Consider the following 13,225-nt stretch of genomic DNA (forward strand, 5'->3'; position numbering starts at 1 on the left):
CAAGGTGCGCCGCCAGGTCAAGCAGCTCCACACCGACCGGCGGAGCTGCCGCCGACGCCCGTGCCGACGCCGCCCGGCTCCAAGCCCAGCTCGACCAGGCCCAGGACGGGTGACGGCGACTGCCGCGTCCGCCCGCTTCCACCCCGAACCGCTCAGCGCGGCCAGGTCCGCGCCCTTGTTAACCGACCACGATCCGTTCGCCCGTCAGTCAAGCAGGTGTGTGGCGTCTTTCAGTGCGGCGGTCACGAGGACCGGCCTGGTGAACTCACCGTCTTCTCCGCACGGCCAACTCCAATACTGGTAGCCGTTGATCTCGATGATCACCGGCTCACCCGCGAGGTCTTCGACCAGACGTGTGTGGCCGTGTGGGCGGCATGTGACCGTGTCACTGGGAGAAAGCCGGATGACCTTGCCGTACTCAGGAGATCCCATGGCTGGGGACCGTACCGGAGTTGGCCCACTGTACCTCTACCGGCGAGTAACAAGACGTCTGGAGAGGCTCTGGTCAGCCTCGCTTTGTGTCCGGAATGTGGCTCTCGCGGCGCACCATAGTCATTCATTTGTTGCGTAAGTGATCACGCTGGTGTGGACGGTCGGCGGGGCGGTCGCTAGAGAAGACCGTCCCTAGCCTCACGTTATGGCCCGCCTCTCTAGTCGGCGAGGTTGCCGCGGGTGAGGAGGGTGTCGGGGTGGTCGGGGCCGAGGATCCTCAGCTGGTCGGTGAGGAGTTCCTGGAAGGCGGTGGCGGCGCCGGCGGGGTCGCCGGCCTCTTCACGCCAGCCGGCGAGGTTGCCGCGGGTGACGAGGGTGCTGGGATGGTCGGGGCCGAGGATCCTCAGCCGGTCGGTGAGGAGTTCCTGGAAGGCGGTGACGGCGCCGGCCGCGTCGCCGGCGCGGCCGCGCCAGTGGGCGAGGTTGTTGCGGGTGAGGAGGGTGTCGGGGTGGTCGGGGCCGAGGATCCTCAGCTGGTCGGTGAGGAGTTCCTGGAAGGCGGTGACGGCGCTGGCGGGGTCGCCGGCCTCTCCGCGCCACAGGGCGAGGCCGTTGCGGGTGGCCAGGGTGTCGGGGTGGTCGGGGCCGAGGATCCTCAGCTGGTCGGTGAGGAGTTCCTGGAAGGCGGTGGCGGCGCCGGCGGGGTCGCCGGCCTCGCCGCGCCAAGAGGCGAGGTTGTTGCGAGTGGTGAGGGTGCTGGGATGGTCGGGTCCGAGGCTCTGCAGCCGGTCGGTGAGGAGTTCCTGGAAGGCGGTGACGGCACCGGCCGCGTCGCCGGCCCGGCCGCAGTACAGGGCGAGGTTGTGGCGGGCGCCCAGGGTGTCGGGGTGGTCGGGTCCGAGGATCCTCAGCTGGTCGGTGAGGAGTTCCTGGAAGGCGGTGGCGGCGCCGGCGGGGTCGCCGGCGCGGCCGCGCCAGTAGGCGAGGTTGCCGCGGGTGGCGAGGGTGTGGGGGTGGTCGGGGCCGAGGACCCGTAGTCGGTCGGTGAGGAGTTCCTGGAAGGCGGTGGCGGCGCCGGCGGGGTCGCCGGCGTGGCCGCGCCAGTAGGCGAGGTTGTTGCGGGTGAGGAGGGTGTCGGGGTGGTCGGGTCCGAGGCTCTGCAGCCGGTCGGTGAGGAGTTCCTGGAAGGCGGTGGCGGCGCCGGCGGGGTCGCCGGCCTCTCCGCGCGAAGCGGCGAGGTTGTTGCGGGTGAGGAGGGTGTCGGGGTGGTCGGGTCCGAGGTGGGCGAGGGCAGTGGCGTGGAGATGGCGGAAGTAGACGACGGCGGCGTTGACCTGCCCGGTCTCGCCCAGGCTGAGTCCGGCCCGGAACAGTACGGGGTGTCCGCCGCTGTCGTTGTCCCACAGGTAGAGGTGGCTGGTGGTGCGCAGGCTGGCGGTGTTGGCCCGCAGCGGCTGTGCAGTCTGCTGGTCGGATTCGATGGCGGGCCAGATGGCCCACAACGCGTCGGCGGCCGTGACCGCCACCAAGGGCTTGTCCGACTCGGCTGTGGCTTCCCGTACCACCCGTTGCACCAGGGCGTGCACCCGTAGCGTGCCGCCGTCGAGGGTGGCGAGGCTGAACCGGTGCAGGTTCCCTAACGCCTCCCGCACGTCGTCCTCGTCCACCGGCTGGCTGGCGTCCCGGCGGGCGGTCAGGTGGTCGCGCACGGCCGGGGTGGTGAACAGGTTGGTGGGGATGCCGTTGGGGTCCAGCAGCGCGGCCACCTCCAGCACCGGTCGGGCCAGCCCTTGCGGTCTGGCGGTGTCGGCGGCAGCGATGGACAGCGACCAGGTGGCCGCCACCGTGGCCTGGTGCTCGTCGGGCAGCTCGTCCTCGACCGGCAGAAGATCGGTCAGCTGTTTCCGTTGGTCGGCCAGCCGGCGGCGGTAGGCGGCGCAGTCCAGGTCGTTGCGTTCCCGGATGAACGCGGCGGCCTGCGCCAAGGCCAACGGCAGCCGACCGAGGTCCTCGGCCAGGCCGGCGGCCTCGGCCATCCGGTGCCGGTCGCCGATGGCGCGGGTGAGGTAGCCGACTGCCTCGGCCGGGTTGAACAGGCCCACCTCGACCAGGGTCCGACCGCCAGTGTTCAGGCTGGTGTCGCGGCGGCGGGTGGTGACCACGGTCCGGCCGCAGGGGTTGGCCGGCGGCCACAGGCCCTTGGCATCGGCCAGGTTGTCGAGGTTGTCCAACACGACCAGCCACCGCCGGTCGGTCTCCTCCAGCCAGGCCAGGAACCGCTCCGCCGCCCGCTGCGGATCAGAACCGTCGGCGACCAACCCGCAAGCGGCGGCGGCCTCGGCATAGGCGGCCACGATCGGATCCCGGCCCACTGCGGTGGCCCACACGAGCACGTCCACCTCGTCGCGGACCTCCCGCGCGAACCACGCCGCCAACTGGGTCTTGCCCACACCGCCCATGCCGGACAGCACCTGGGTCAACACCGCCGTCCGGCCCGCCCTCGCCGCCTTGACCAGAGCCAGCCGTTCCTGACGGTTCTGCCACGACGCCGCCGCAGGTGGAATCCGCCCCACCCGCACCCGATCCGCACCCGAGGGCCGCCGGGAGTCAGGACGCGACGACCGCACCGCAACCACCGTGCCAACCACCGTCGCTACGGTGCCGACCACCCCCAGCACCCCGCTGACGATCCCGGCGACCCAACTCGCCTGCTCGGTGCCGCCCCATCCCCACTCCGGCAGGCTCCACCCCGACAGCCACCAGGCCCACACCGCGACGGCGGCACCCAGCATCGCGACACCAACCAGGGCCAGCCGTAGGGGACGCCACGACCGCCGACCAAACACCCGAGCCACGCCACCATCATGGACAGTCACCACACCACGGGGCCACCCGCCCACCTACCACCCAGGTTTGCGCGGTACGCAGGCAGAACTATCCACCTCTCCCCTAAAACCGATCGGGTGGTATCCCTAGAACGGGTCTTGTTTTCAAAACCCATTAGTGGTTACATGGTCTTTGTTCCAAGAACCTAGCAACCCTCGGAAGGGGTGGTGTTCTTGCTGCGTATCAAGCTGGGGCCACGCACGTACGTCGGTGACGAGCAGGGCGCGCACAAGTTCCTGCCGCGGATGCACGCGGGATGGGACCCGACGATGACGGACCAGCAGGTCTACGACGCCGCCCGGGGATGGTGGCGACTCAACCAGCGGGCCGAGCAGGAGCGGTACGCGGTCGTGGTCGCTGGCGGGCAGTGCCGACTGGCGATCCGCATCACTAAGTGGCAGCAGGAAGGCGATCGGCGCGCCTTCGCCGGCGACATCCTCGGCCCCGGCGACCTGGTGCACGACAAGTTCGTCGGCAAGCCCGACCCGGCCAATTCGACTAGCCGGTTCCCGGTGCTGTACCTCGCCGACCCGGTCGACGAAGCCACCTGCCGCTGCGGCTGCGGCGCTACCGTCTCTCGTGGGGAGTGGCTGCAGGGCCACGACCAGCGCGCTATCCACGACCGCATCAGGGCTGACTTCGGCGGCTCGGTCAGCAAGTTCATCGACTGGTACGACGCCAACGGGCCATTCGCCAGCGAGAACTGACAGCAAGCCAACGTTCCGGCCGGGCGCTCAGGGGAGCGCCCGGCCGGGCGCGTCCGTTAGCGGCCTGGCCGCCGTCCCGCCCCGGCCCTCTATCGCGTGCGTATTGGGTCAGGCGGAGTAGCCGCGGGTGGCGGTCCAGTCCGCGAGGGCCTCGGTGGTGATCCAGTAGGAGGCCTGGTCGGGGTTGGCGGAGTCGGCGATCTTGACGATGTCGCCGTTGTCGCGGTAGCCGACGACGCTGATGTAGTGGCCGCCCTCGAAGGAGTGCGCGGTGCCGTCGGTGTCGCTCGCCTCAGCTCGTCGACGTCGTCCAGGTCCACCACGGGCCGCGTGACGTGGCGTGGCGGTCGGGGTTCGCTGGCGGGGGAATGGCCGTGGGGGCGCGCTGGTTGTGTCCCCGGCGCGGCCGTAGCCCTTCGCTGGTGAGCGGGCGGGTGGCCTCGGGAATCGGGCCGGCCCGCCGGTCGTTACACCATGTCCGCGCCGATGGAGTAGCCCGCATCGAGGGTCTGGCGGATCCCCTGATCCCCTGTCCGGCGCGCGATGAATTCCCCCGGATCTCCACCACCGCCTTCCTCAACGGGTTGAAGCAGGTCGACGGCTGGAAGGACATGCCGCTGACGCAGGCCGCGCAGACGGTGCAGGTGTCGGCCTACCCCGACCACTACGCGCAGTGGGAGAAGCAGGCCGCCGACCTGGTCGCCGAGCTCTGGAGCAAGTGACGCAAACGAACACGATGAGGGCCCCTTCCCGCGGGAAGGGGCCCTCATCCGTTCTCACGCCACCACCACCGAACGCCGGTGGAGCAAGCTGGAAAAGAAGTAATACCTCCGCCCTCCAACTGCACGCGCCTGGCGGCGGAGCAAGCTGGAGAGAACGGCAGCCTTACGGCGGTCGCTGCGCTCCAACGGGACGCATGCTGCCGCGCAAAACCGGACCGCCTGGTGGGTGATGCGAGGTCCGCCAGGCGCACCAGGACGACCCCCGGTTGAGCCTCGAACAGTGCCCGGTACGGCCCATCGCGGGGCCGGATTGCGGTGATGACCTGCCCTGCTCTGATATGTGCATGGCGCCTTCAGGTCAGGCGGACGCCTCGCTGCCTTCGTCGTGCCTCTGGTCTTCAGCTTCCACGAACTCGATGTCGTCAGGCTTGATCGCCAACGGCACCCCGGAGCTTTCGAGGGCACCCAACACTTGCTCCGCCAGACGTTCCTGCTCGGCCATCCTGCGGTCGAGTTCCTCGTCCTCCACCTCGAAGTCGACTCTGCCGGCCAGCACTGCACGCAGGACCGTCGCCTCGGGCGTGAACTCGAGCCAGCCACCGGAACGACGTTCCGCCCACTCCACGGGCAAGCCAGCGTCCAGGGCTGCACGGACGGCGAACGCGAGTTGTTCTAATGCTTCGAGCTGGGCAACGGCAGCAGCGCGGGTCTGCTCGGCAAGCGCGAACGCCCGCTGACGCCACTGATCAACGACCAGCGCGGCGTTGAACGTGGCAGGTTTGGTGGTCAACTCTGTCCAACTCCACAGGTCAAGCGCTGCGCCGATGGCAGCCACCTCGGAGAGCTTCGGCTCGCGATGTCCCTGCTCGAGCTTCCAAATCGTCGCCTGAGTGCAGGGGTGGCCAAGCTCCTTGACCCGCTGGGCTAGGTCGGCCTGGGACAGGCCCCGGGTCTCGCGGGTCTTGCGCAAGTTGATCGCAAAGTACTCCGCGACCTGGCTGCTGGAATCCAACGTCGGCATCCCGCTCCCCCCTCGCTCGACTCCGAAAGGGAGTCATCCTTGACTTCGTTCCACAATGTACTCTGTCCGGGAGTTGTGAGCTACTCCCGATCGGAGTTGATATGCCAAAGCGGTCGCAAGCCGACAGCCCTTCGTACCTACTCAGCGTTCGGGCGAGCATCATCCTGGCGCTGAGCGTGCTGGCCGGCGGCGCAGCCGTTGGGCTGACCTTCGCGTCGGGCGGAGGTTGGGCGAGCGCACTGCTCGCCGGCGGCGCGGCGGCCGGCAGTGCGCTCTTGCTCTTCAACCAGATCATCGGGGACAACGGTGTAGATCGGTAACCGTGCCCACCTTGATGTCGTGACCGCCGCGCCCGCGGTTGGACCTGCACGTACTGCGACGGCCTCCGTCCGTGCCACTGCCCAGCCCACGACGTCGGCAGCGCGCCGCCTAGTCGCCGTGTGGCGGCAGTGTCGGGTGCCGTTCCGTCCCGGCCGCCGTCGTGTGTCCGGCACCCGCCGCCCCGACCCTTGCGGGCCGGGGCACCTGGTCGACGTAGTCAGTCGGTGGTGGGCGGGTAGGCGTGTTCGAGCACCGTGGAGACGAGTTCGCTGCGGGACACCGCGCCGTGCGCGTCGACGAGCTGGTCCAGGACGCGGCGGTTCGTGGGTGTGCTCTTCAAGGTCCAAGGCACCCGTCCCGCGTCGCCGCGGTGGTCGCTGGCGTGCCGGGCGAACAGGCTCCCGCCGGCCGGTTGAGGCGCGGCGCGGCGGGCGCCCAGGAGCGCGGGGATCTGCTGCTGCGCGTCCTCGATCGCGTCGTAGACCACCGCGGCGTTGGTCCGGCCGCGCTTGCCGGCCCGGATCTGGGCGGGCACATGCCGGCAGGAGGTACACGGTTCGAATCCGGCTGTCCCGGTAGGCACAAGCCGGCCAGGGCAAAGCTGGCCGGTGCTTTGGCCTTCTTCAATAGAAATTGTGAACCTCGCTTCGGAAATCCCCCGCTTACGGGGGGCGGCGGCCGGGTTCGTCATCCATGTGCATCGTCGTGTTTTGCGGGTGTGGGGCGCCCGTTGCGGTCGGCGCCGAGGCGTTCGAGGATGTCGGAGACGTCGGGGGCTTGGACGGGTTTGGCGATGTAGTAGGTGTCGGTGACCTCTTCGCTGGAGTGTCCAAGCTGCGCCGACGCGCTCTTGGTGTCCGTCTCTTCCTTGATGAGGGTGGCTACGGTCTTGCGGAAGGTGTGGGGGGTGACCCAGTCGAGGTCGGTGTCGGCGCGGGCTTGGCGCCACTGACGGCGGACGTTGTTGGGGGAGAGCCAGGTGCCCCGTCGGGACGCGAAGATCGCGTCATGGGGGTTGTCGGCGGCGCCGAGTTTGCGGGCGAGCAGCATGCCGGCCGCGAACCGGGGGAGAACGATCATCCGGTAGCCGGCGTCGCTTTTGGTCCAGGGTTGTCGGAAGAAGCCCTTGCCTTTGACGAAGACCAGCGTGCCGCAGATTGTGAGGGTGGGGCGTTTGGCGGCGAGGTCCAGGTCTTCCCAGCGTAGGGCGAGGATTTCACCGATGCGGGCGCCGGTGGCGAGCATGAGGTCGACGATGTCGGCCAGGTCGCCGGTGTGCCGGGGTCCGGGCTTGCCGGGGACGGGTTTCTGCCAGTCGCGGATTGCCGTGCGGACGGCTTGGAGGTGTTCGTCGGTGAGGACGACGACTGTGCGGCGTGGCTTGCGTAGCCGGCCGGTGTCGCGTACGGGGTTGGTGGGGATCGCGCCGTGCCGTACGGCCAGTGCGAACATCTGGCCGAGGACGACCTTGACGCCTTTGGCCGCTGAGGGGCGGTCCTTGGCGATGTCGCGTAGGAGTCGGTCGAGGCGGCCGACGCTGGCTTCTCGGATCCGGAGGTTGCTCAGGGCGGGCAGGATCGCGGTGCGCAGGCTGGTCTGATAGCGGTGGATGGTTTGGGGCGTGATGCGCTCTTCGGCGGTGATCTCTTCGATCCATAGTTCGGCGAGCCTGCTGACGCGGGTCTCCCGGGTGATCTCGTCATCGTTGGGGGTGGTGCGGTCACGGAGTTTGACCTTCAAGGCTCGGACGGCAGCCGGGCCGGTGGTGTCGGTGGCTTCGATGTCGCGGGTCTTGCCGTCGTAGTCGCGGAACCGGGCTCGTGCGCGGAACCGGTTGGGGCCGATCTTCTCGGTGCGGATGTTGCCCCAGGTGCCGATGGGCATTTCAGGTCGGGCCATGGCTCACCTCTCGGCGTCGGTGTGGGCGTCGAGCCAGCGTTCGACCTCGCTGCGCCGGTAGCGCAGGGTGTTGCCGACGCGGATGGCGCGGGGTCCCTTGCCTCGGCTGTGCCAGGCGTAGAGGGTGTTCTTGGGCTTGCCGAGCCAGGCGGCGAGGTCATCGATGGTCAGGAGGGGGTCTGGCCGCCATACGGGAGGGGTCGGGCCGTTCATTGCCGGCCTCCCGTGTCGGGTGAACCGGGCTGCGGACGTGGCGCGGCGCGGCCGGCAGGCCGCCAGCGGCTGGTGGCGTCTGACGGTGTGGACCCTGGCGCGGGTAGGGGATAGGGCGGGCACGGATCGGGTGTCCTTTCAAGTGCCCGGTCGGGTTGGGACCGGGGGCCCTTGGCGTTGTTGCTGCGACGCGTGGTTGTGGGGTGTGCCGGTTGTGGACGTCGATCAACGCGTTGGGGTCCGGAGGAGTCAAGTCCGTCTCCGGGCTGCGCATTGGCGGGGCGTGGCGGAGTCTGCGGCCAGTGCTGGCGGGCTGCCTTGCCTCGGTCCGGGTCGGTGACCGGCTGATTCCGAGCACCCGCGGGCCCTGGGCCCGGCGGGGTCGGGGCCTCGAGGATCAGGGCACCCTCATGCTGGACGAGCCACTGTGGGCCGCTGGACGGCCCGTATGGCGACGGAGTGACTACCAATGCGACCTGGCCGTGCGAGGTCACTGGGAACAGGGACAGCAGCGCCATGGAGTCCCCGCGGTAAATCTGGCCCGGGCCTGATGCTCCGGCCTGTGTGGTGTGGCGGACGTTGTCCGCCGTGTGGGCCACCGGCTCGGGTTCGTAATCGACTCCGACACTGTGAGGGCTCAGGCGCATGGCCTCGGTGACGGTGGTGCCGATTCCGGCTACGGGGTCGAGTGCCATGTCGCCGGCATTGGTGCAGGTGCGAACGGCGTATCGGGGGATGGTCGGCAGCATCTTGCCGGGGTGGTTCATCGACACGGGGTGGGTTCGGCCGCGCAGTAGGTCACGAGATGGGGGTTGGCCGGTGAACCAGACTGGCCCCAGGTAACCCTCGGCGAGTAGGGCCGTCAGGGCGGGGGCGTCGGGGCGAGGCGGGGCGGAGCCGTGAGGGACGGCGGTGTGGAGCAGTGGACGAGGGGCAGGCACGAGGGTTCTCCTTACGGGTGCGGTCGTGGCGAACACGAGCAGGTTCCGGAAGGCCGGCCGGTGCCGGCCGGCGGTGACCGCTGCGCGGTGGCTGAACTCACCTGGCTGCGGCTGCCCGGCGATGAGCTCGACGAGTAGGAACTCGCCGGGGCGCAGAAGAGGTCGCCAGGTGTTCATTGCCGTGGCCGCGTCGCCCGGGTCGGTGGGGCTGTCGTTTGATGCGTCGGCGACTCGTGCTGTAGCGAACGGGTGGGCTGTCATTGGGAGAAGTCCTCCGAGAGTTGGGTGTTCCGGCGGGCAAAGAAAGTGGCCGGTGCCGTTGGGCACTGGCCACTCGTTGAGTAGGGCATACTTAAATTGCTGATCGTTGATGGAACGTCTTTGCTGTTAGGTCATCTGAATGCGTAATTGACGTTCTGCGGCGATCCACGACCGGAACCGGCCGGCTGCGGCTTCTTTGCGGACTGGCACAGTGCCGTGCCAACCTCGGTGACTCCAGGGCGCCAGCGCCGCACTCGACCAAGCGCAGCGCGAACGCGAGAAGTTGACCACTACGGACTCTGTCGACGGTCTCTTCACGTTCTCCGAGGCCAAACAGCGCTACTACGCCGGTAGCAGCCTGATTTGGCTACCCGGCACGGCCGATGCCGAACGGGCCGTAGGCGAAGCCAGCCAGGCAATCCGCATATGGGAGACCGAGTCGCCCGAAGCCCGTTCGCTCGACGACGAGGCATTGGCCCACGTCTACCAGGCTACCGTCCATCTTCACCTTGGCGAGCTGGACGCAACCGTCGCCGCACTACGCCCGATCCTTGACCTGCCCGAGGACCGGAAAATCTTCTGAATTAGGAAGAGGTTGAAGCGAATTGTGGACGAGTTGAATGCCGAAAGGTGCCAGGGTTCGAGTCTGGCAGCCGACCTACGAGACGAAGTCCGCAGCTTCGCTGCCTGACAACCAGCCAGAACCAGCAGGACGAAGCCCTCTTCGCCCTGCTTGCATGCAAAGCCAAGGGGCGGCTCCAGTTTGGAGCCGCCCCTTGAGCGTTACGTCAAAGGCTGGCAGTGATGTGCGCGATGGCGATAATCACCGCAGCCAGGCCACTCAGCAGCGTGCCGATGGAAGCGAGAAGCGGAGCCCACCCAGGTAGGCGGCTGCGCCTCCTCCGCTGATCCTTGCGTGTCGCCCGATGCTTCTGGCCCCATAGTTTCGTTACCGACATGAACCTGTGCTTCCTCAAGTTGCGAGTGCAGGTCGGGGGCGGCGCTCCGCGCCCAGCCAAGCCCGTGGTGCCGCCCCCTCCCCACGCAGGCGGTTTACCTGCGCATTAGGGCAACGACTCACGTTTGCGAAGGTCACCTTGCGTGCGTGAAATATTCCGCGTTTTTTGTGCGACGCTTCCTTGCAGGAATAGTGCTGTTGGATCACCTTATGTCCTTATTTGAACGTTCAAATCTGTTGCCACGTGCAAGTTGCATACTGCAAGGCAAGTGGCCGACTTGTGTATGATTTATACCTAAAATTTGTTCCCGTTTGCTGCGGTTAGGGCGTTTCCAGGCTTTCAGGAAAGGTGGCGGTATGTGAAGCAGGAGAGACGGGGCTTGGAAGCCCGAGCAGCCGGCATCGGCCGGGCCGGCCGGCCACGCTGACGGAGCACCGAACCTCGAAGACCTCGGGGCTCTGCCCCGAACCCCGGCCCTCCTCAGAGATGCCGCTGCGGATCACCTCATCGGGCACCACAAGGGCTACCCCGTGCGGGGAGGCTGGACGGTCTGGCGACTGCCCGACGAGGGGATCCGCTTCCCCTGGCGGCCGGGTTTTATGTTCTCTTGGTCGTCCTAGAAGTGGCGGCATGGCAGCCGATCGGGAGGCTTCTGTGGGTGTTCTGTACGACTACTTCCGCGCTTCTGACGACGAGGCTGTCGCAAAGCTGATGGCCGCCACCGATGGCGGGCCGGTAGTGCGAGAGGGAGATTCTCACGTCGAGGATGCCGTGGACGGCAAGGGGATCGATCCGACCGTCGTCCTCGGCAAGGTCGTCTCGTTCGCCCTCGACGTGCCGTGGGACGCCGACCTGGTTGGGAAACGACTTGTCTGCCCGGACGGTGCTGGTGAGGACCCTGAGTACGAAGGGCCCTGGGTCGTCGTACTCAGCGAACCCGCCCGGGACGCGCTTGCCGAAATCCCGGACGACCGCTTGCCGGGCCTAGCCGATCGATGGTCACAAATCGATGAGCTGTCCCGCTACAGCGACACGTCGCCGGAGGTCATGCTGTCGCGTTTGCGGGAGTTCGTTGGGCTGGCCCGCAGAGCACGTACGAGCGGGGAAAGCATCTACTGCTGGATCTGCCTCTAGCAACGGTCGACAGCAACGGTTGCAGATCATGAGGGGCGCCTTGGCTGTGCAGCCATCCGTACAGCCAAGCCAGCCGGCCGGACCAGTCAAAGGCCGACTGGGGCGACAGGACGAGCAGCTCAACGGCGGTTACCGACGCCGACCGACAGCGGTCTTGATCTTTGCAAGGCAGGGATAGGCCATGGCCTCGGCGGCCTCCAGTCTCCTACGATCTTGCCCGTGGGCCTTGCTGATGTGACACGCTCCGATGTCCTCGCTGCCGTTGAGGAATTCGACAAACTCGGCCGGGACGCGTTCCTGGACAAGTATGGCTTTGGGACCGCCCGGACATACTTTCTAGAGGTCAATGGCCGCCGGTACGACTCAAAGGCGATCATGGGCTACGCGCACGGCGTCAGCCAGGGTGAGTTCTTGCGGTCCGGTGACTTCACAGGCGGGGAGGCGAGCGTCGTCCACCACCTTCGACGGCTCGGCTTCGTCACCCGGACTCACCGCAACCCGCCCTGGACGTGGGACGAGGTCGTTTTGGCCTGCGCACTCGTGCGTGACAACGGCTGGCGGTGGCTGACGCCTAACGATCCCCGCGTGATTGAGTTGTCTGAGCTGCTCCAGCTCTACACCACGCATCCGGTAGAAGAGCGCGGCCATGACTTTCGCAACCCTAACGGCGTGGCTCGCAAGACCGCTGACATTGCCACTCAGCATCCGAACTACACCGGCAAGCCAACCAACGGTGGTCGGTACGACCGGGAGGTACTCGTCGCCTTCCTAGACCGGCCGGTCGAGATGGAGCAACAGGCCGTCGCAATCCGGCAGGCCATCGTGGACGAGTCGGCCGACCCGGCGGAGGTGGCAGACGTAGACCTTGACGGGCTTAGCGCCGAAGAGGGACGGGTGCTCCAGCGGCTGCACCTTCGCCGGGAACGAGACCCGAAGCTGCGCCGTAAGGTGATCGAGGCGTACAAGCGCCGACACGCGGTGGTTGCCTGTGTAGCCTGTGGGTTCGACTTCCAGAAGACGTATGGCGAACGCGGCGCCGACTACATCGAGTGTCATCACCGCACGCCTCTCCATGTCAGCGGACCGACACGCACGCGGCCAGAGGATCTCATGCTGTTGTGTTCGAACTGCCATCGGATGATCCACCGATCCTCGCCCTGGCTGACCCCAGAGGAACTCATCTCGCTGATCGAGCGCCACCGGGCGGATTAGCCGATCTTCACCGATGCCACATCTTTGGTAGGCGACGCAGCCAGAAGGCAGCGAGAGATTCAGCAGCGAGCGGTAAGGGGCGACGCGAGACAGTGAAGGCGCGTGGTCCGCGGGCTCCAGCGGGCCGTGCCTGACCGCGTGAACGGGATCAGTAGTACAGCAGCGATATACAGCAACCGAGCGAGCCGCATCGGCTGCCAGGTGGCGACCAGGAACTGTCCGACGTCGGGGGAACCGTAGGAGATCGCATCGCCTGGAGCTGCAGATCAGAAGGTTAGGGGTTCGGGTCCCTTCAGGCGCGCAGATTACAAGGGGCCTGACTTGCGGAAGGTCAAGCCCCTTGACTTCTTCGTCCCCTGTGGACGTCTGGCTGCTCGGTGGGTGCTCGTGCGACGAACATCCCGCACGTTCCGCCCCGTCCGGTGGCACCACGTTTGGTCCCAGCGCTTTCTCCGTGGCGCCCCACGCGGTAGGTCTGGTTGTCCCAGTGAGGGAGGGCGGTTCCCGCTGCGATGGG

At 67.6% G+C, this 13,225-nt stretch carries 12 protein-coding genes and 1 pseudogene; 5 read left to right on the top strand and 8 right to left on the bottom strand.

The window, feature by feature from the left end:
• Window positions 1-204: 204 nt before the first annotated feature.
• Window positions 205-432, bottom strand: a complete 228-nt coding sequence (locus tag GA0074692_RS33785) for a hypothetical protein (RefSeq protein ID WP_141725141.1) — start codon at window positions 430-432, stop codon at window positions 205-207.
• A 218-nt stretch (window positions 433-650) separates the two neighbouring features.
• Window positions 651-3,287 carry a tetratricopeptide repeat protein gene (locus GA0074692_RS04085; RefSeq protein WP_141725142.1) on the bottom strand — a complete coding sequence of 879 codons (2,637 nt, stop codon included), beginning with the start codon at window positions 3,285-3,287 and terminating at the stop codon, window positions 651-653.
• A gap of 204 nt (window positions 3,288-3,491) precedes the next feature.
• Here GA0074692_RS04085 and GA0074692_RS04090 point away from each other — a divergent pair, with 204 nt between their 5' ends.
• Window positions 3,492-4,025, top strand: coding sequence for a hypothetical protein (locus GA0074692_RS04090; RefSeq protein WP_141725143.1), 534 nt, complete (start codon window positions 3,492-3,494; stop codon window positions 4,023-4,025).
• Between the two features lie 108 nt (window positions 4,026-4,133).
• Here GA0074692_RS04090 and GA0074692_RS04095 read toward each other — a convergent pair.
• A pseudogene (locus tag GA0074692_RS04095) lies at window positions 4,134-4,316 on the bottom strand (C39 family peptidase); the annotation flags it as partial.
• A 131-nt stretch (window positions 4,317-4,447) separates the two neighbouring features.
• Between GA0074692_RS04095 and GA0074692_RS04100 the strand changes: the two are divergent.
• Window positions 4,448-4,747, top strand: a complete 300-nt coding sequence (locus GA0074692_RS04100) for a hypothetical protein (protein WP_091639493.1) — start codon at window positions 4,448-4,450, stop codon at window positions 4,745-4,747.
• 358 nt (window positions 4,748-5,105) lie between these two features.
• Here the strand turns inward: GA0074692_RS04100 and GA0074692_RS04105 are convergent, their stop codons facing one another.
• The 5 genes from GA0074692_RS04105 to GA0074692_RS36655 all read right to left on the bottom strand — a co-directional run bounded on the left by GA0074692_RS04105 (window position 5,106) and on the right by GA0074692_RS36655 (window position 9,403).
• Window positions 5,106-5,768 (bottom strand): helix-turn-helix domain-containing protein, encoded by a 663-nt coding sequence (locus tag GA0074692_RS04105; RefSeq protein WP_091639494.1) that lies wholly within the window; start codon window positions 5,766-5,768, stop codon window positions 5,106-5,108.
• 538 nt (window positions 5,769-6,306) lie between these two features.
• Window positions 6,307-6,624, bottom strand: a complete 318-nt coding sequence (locus GA0074692_RS04115) for a hypothetical protein (RefSeq protein ID WP_091639498.1) — start codon at window positions 6,622-6,624, stop codon at window positions 6,307-6,309.
• A 152-nt stretch (window positions 6,625-6,776) separates the two neighbouring features.
• Window positions 6,777-7,988 carry a tyrosine-type recombinase/integrase gene (locus GA0074692_RS04120; RefSeq protein WP_091639500.1) on the bottom strand — a complete coding sequence of 404 codons (1,212 nt, stop codon included), beginning with the start codon at window positions 7,986-7,988 and terminating at the stop codon, window positions 6,777-6,779.
• Window positions 7,989-7,991: 3 nt separating this feature from the next.
• A complete protein-coding gene (locus GA0074692_RS04125; protein WP_091639502.1) occupies window positions 7,992-8,201 on the bottom strand; it encodes a helix-turn-helix transcriptional regulator in 210 nt (69 codons plus the stop codon).
• Window positions 8,198-9,403, bottom strand: a complete 1,206-nt coding sequence (locus GA0074692_RS36655; RefSeq protein ID WP_342672824.1) for a DNA methyltransferase — start codon at window positions 9,401-9,403, stop codon at window positions 8,198-8,200. Before GA0074692_RS36655 ends, GA0074692_RS04125 begins: the two co-directional genes overlap by 4 nt.
• A gap of 283 nt (window positions 9,404-9,686) precedes the next feature.
• Here GA0074692_RS36655 and GA0074692_RS04135 point away from each other — a divergent pair, with 283 nt between their 5' ends.
• The 3 genes from GA0074692_RS04135 to GA0074692_RS04145 all read left to right on the top strand — a co-directional run bounded on the left by GA0074692_RS04135 (window position 9,687) and on the right by GA0074692_RS04145 (window position 12,708).
• Complete coding sequence (locus tag GA0074692_RS04135; protein WP_245730129.1) at window positions 9,687-9,986, top strand: hypothetical protein; 300 nt, start codon at window positions 9,687-9,689, stop codon at window positions 9,984-9,986.
• Window positions 9,987-10,992: 1,006 nt separating this feature from the next.
• Window positions 10,993-11,496, top strand: coding sequence for a hypothetical protein (locus GA0074692_RS04140; protein ID WP_141725144.1), 504 nt, complete (start codon window positions 10,993-10,995; stop codon window positions 11,494-11,496).
• A gap of 219 nt (window positions 11,497-11,715) precedes the next feature.
• Complete coding sequence (locus tag GA0074692_RS04145) at window positions 11,716-12,708, top strand: HNH endonuclease (protein ID WP_218106542.1); 993 nt, start codon at window positions 11,716-11,718, stop codon at window positions 12,706-12,708.
• Window positions 12,709-13,225: the final 517 nt, after the last annotated feature.

The organism is Micromonospora pallida, from assembly GCF_900090325.1.
Lineage (GTDB): Bacteria > Actinomycetota > Actinomycetes > Mycobacteriales > Micromonosporaceae > Micromonospora > Micromonospora pallida.

What these genes read in the sequence shown, in the direction of transcription:
- GA0074692_RS33785 (WP_141725141.1), bottom strand. Translation starts at nt 432, where the DNA reads ATGGGATCTCCTGAGTACGGCAAGGTCATCCGGCTTTCTCCCAGTGAC.
- GA0074692_RS04120 (WP_091639500.1), bottom strand. Translation starts at nt 7,988, where the DNA reads ATGGCCCGACCTGAAATGCCCATCGGCACCTGGGGCAACATCCGCACC.
- GA0074692_RS36655 (WP_342672824.1), bottom strand. Translation starts at nt 9,403, where the DNA reads ATGACAGCCCACCCGTTCGCTACAGCACGAGTCGCCGACGCATCAAAC.
- GA0074692_RS04125 (WP_091639502.1), bottom strand. Translation starts at nt 8,201, where the DNA reads ATGAACGGCCCGACCCCTCCCGTATGGCGGCCAGACCCCCTCCTGACC.
- GA0074692_RS04105 (WP_091639494.1), bottom strand. Translation starts at nt 5,768, where the DNA reads ATGCCGACGTTGGATTCCAGCAGCCAGGTCGCGGAGTACTTTGCGATC.
- GA0074692_RS04140 (WP_141725144.1), top strand. Translation starts at nt 10,993, where the DNA reads ATGGCAGCCGATCGGGAGGCTTCTGTGGGTGTTCTGTACGACTACTTC.